Raw genomic sequence first — 2,180 nt, 5'->3', positions numbered from 1 at the left:
TTAGCTTATTTGAAGTAGCATACTCTTTCAAGGCTTCATGTTGACGATCTGTATTTTGCTCTTTGGTGCTAACCCTAATATAAGCATATACACTATTCACGCTTACAACTCCCCACAAATTATTTGTTGTTTAATTTATTACTAATTGTATCATAAAACCTACGAAATCGTATGATACACTTTTGCAACCAATTGAGTGGGTTTATAGAGGATATTATCTGCCTTTTTCAGCGTCTCATTTAATTATAGTTTGTTGATACACTTATTTAGGGGTATCGTCAGCGAAAATGATATTTCGTACTTTAAGGGAAATGTAATTGCAAAAATGTAATTATTTCACTTTATAAACTTGTAGATTTAACTATTTTTATGGATTCTAATTTTAAAATATTTATATTCGAATGTAATCTTTTAAGTAAAACCTTACATTCGTAAAAACAGCATAAAGCTTTGATATATAAAGACTTATAGTAGATTAAACTAGACACTTTACAACCTAGATTGTTACATTGTAAATTAATGCTTTTTTCAAAGATTTACATTAGCTAATATATATTTTTTATTACCAAGAGGGAAAGTTATTTACACACGAAGTGAAAAGGCAGATATTGAATTATTGTATATATGAAATTTTGTCTGCCGAAGCTTGGCAATACTGGAGATTGGGAGCACACTTGCCACCCTACTTCTTCACTAAATCTAAAGATAAAAATATTATTTGAGCTTTAAAGGAACTGAGTCATGTGAAATACGATTTTGTACTATTTAAATGTTTATATATATCCTTATTTTACAACATTTTATTTATTTAATAAATTATTGGTCTAAAGTAATTAAATGTAATTACGATAATACAATTAGAACATATTAGAAAGGGGTTAGAATAATTATGAATTTAAAGAAAAAATTAACAAGCTTTTTAACTATCATTTTTTTAGTAGCTAATTCGTCTGTATTAGCTTTTGCAGGAACAACAGATGATTCAAGTTATGCTGAAACTCATCATTCATTTGAAACAGCATATAATGTTGGACCATGGAATTATAAAAGTGTAATTGGTATTATGGGTTCTGATTCAGATGCTGATTACTACAGCTTTAATGCATATTCAGGTGATAGGTTAGCAATTGAACTTAAAGAAATTCCCTCTACTTGTGACTATAACTTAGAATTATATGATCAATATAATACAAAAATATCCACATCTACAATAGGAAATAATTCGAATAGAGTTATTCGGGATAATATACGTAATAGTGGGGTTTATTATGTAAAAGTAAGTTTTAACTCTGGAACCTTACCTAGTAATATTACAAATACTTATAGTATTAATTTTATTGATAGATATAAAACAACTAATTCAAGTTTTAACTTTACACCAAGTTCAATTTCATGTTTAGGTAAGGGATCATATTCTTCAACAGCTACACTAAATTTGAAAAATGATTCATCAGTTCCAGCTTCCGCAATAGTAAAAAGTGCTAAAATAACAGGTGCAATGTCAAAGAGTCTTGGTAATACTTCAATAGAATTACTAAACTCTAGTGAAGGAATATGGTATTCAAGTAAAATAGCTACTAGTAGCGTGAATTCTTATTTTAGAGAAATAACTGTTGATAAACAAATGGCACTAAAAACTAATTGGAATACAAGATATACAACTAAGGCATATTCATCATCAAATATAAGCCAATTAAAATTGGTTGTTACTTATGAATATGATTCAACAGCTAATCTATAAATTACTTAACTAAACAAAGAGGCATTTTAACTAATAGCCTACTATTAGTTAAAATGCCTCTTTGTATGATAGAAAATATCCATCGCATTTTTGGCTTATTATTTTATGTGTCTAAATATAAAAATTGAATATTGTTATAACTTTAAAATACACAGAAGTGGGGGGAGAACAATGTCTATTTCATTTAGCATTTTAAGAGCACACACCTATAAAAATGTCCAAACATTTAATAATCTTTTTAACCATCATCCAAATGATGTTATAGATCCTAAAAGAGCTAGTGGCGAAGGTTTTTCAGTAGAAAAAATGATTTCGCTACAAGAAGTAGTGACAAAATTAGAACATGATGCTGGCAATACAAAGTATAACGTTGGTTATGGTGATAAACCATGTATAACTTCTGAAGGTGGATATTCCTGGAGTAATGGGATACAAGATG

Annotated in this window: 3 protein-coding genes; 2 read left to right on the top strand and 1 reads right to left on the bottom strand. The window is 28.3% G+C overall.

Features of this window, described 5'->3' with window-relative positions; translation table 11 throughout:
* A partial coding sequence (locus KPL54_RS25610) for a recombinase family protein (protein ID WP_309245402.1) occupies nt 1-100 on the bottom strand: 100 nt, incomplete at its 3' end.
* Nucleotides 101-889: 789 nt separating this feature from the next.
* On the opposite strand from KPL54_RS25610, the gene KPL54_RS25605 reads away from it, so the two are divergent.
* Both KPL54_RS25605 and KPL54_RS25600 read left to right on the top strand, forming a co-directional pair.
* Complete coding sequence (locus KPL54_RS25605; protein ID WP_216109301.1) at nt 890-1,741, top strand: hypothetical protein; 852 nt, start codon at nt 890-892, stop codon at nt 1,739-1,741.
* 171 nt (nt 1,742-1,912) lie between these two features.
* On the top strand, nt 1,913-2,180 hold a 268-nt coding region (locus tag KPL54_RS25600), incomplete at its 3' end, for a hypothetical protein (protein ID WP_216109300.1).

This window comes from Clostridium estertheticum (assembly GCF_018861295.1).
GTDB lineage: Bacteria > Bacillota > Clostridia > Clostridiales > Clostridiaceae > Clostridium_AD > Clostridium_AD estertheticum_D.
The sequence above is the reverse complement of the archived record's forward strand: the minus strand, read 5'-3'. Positions and strand labels throughout refer to the sequence as shown.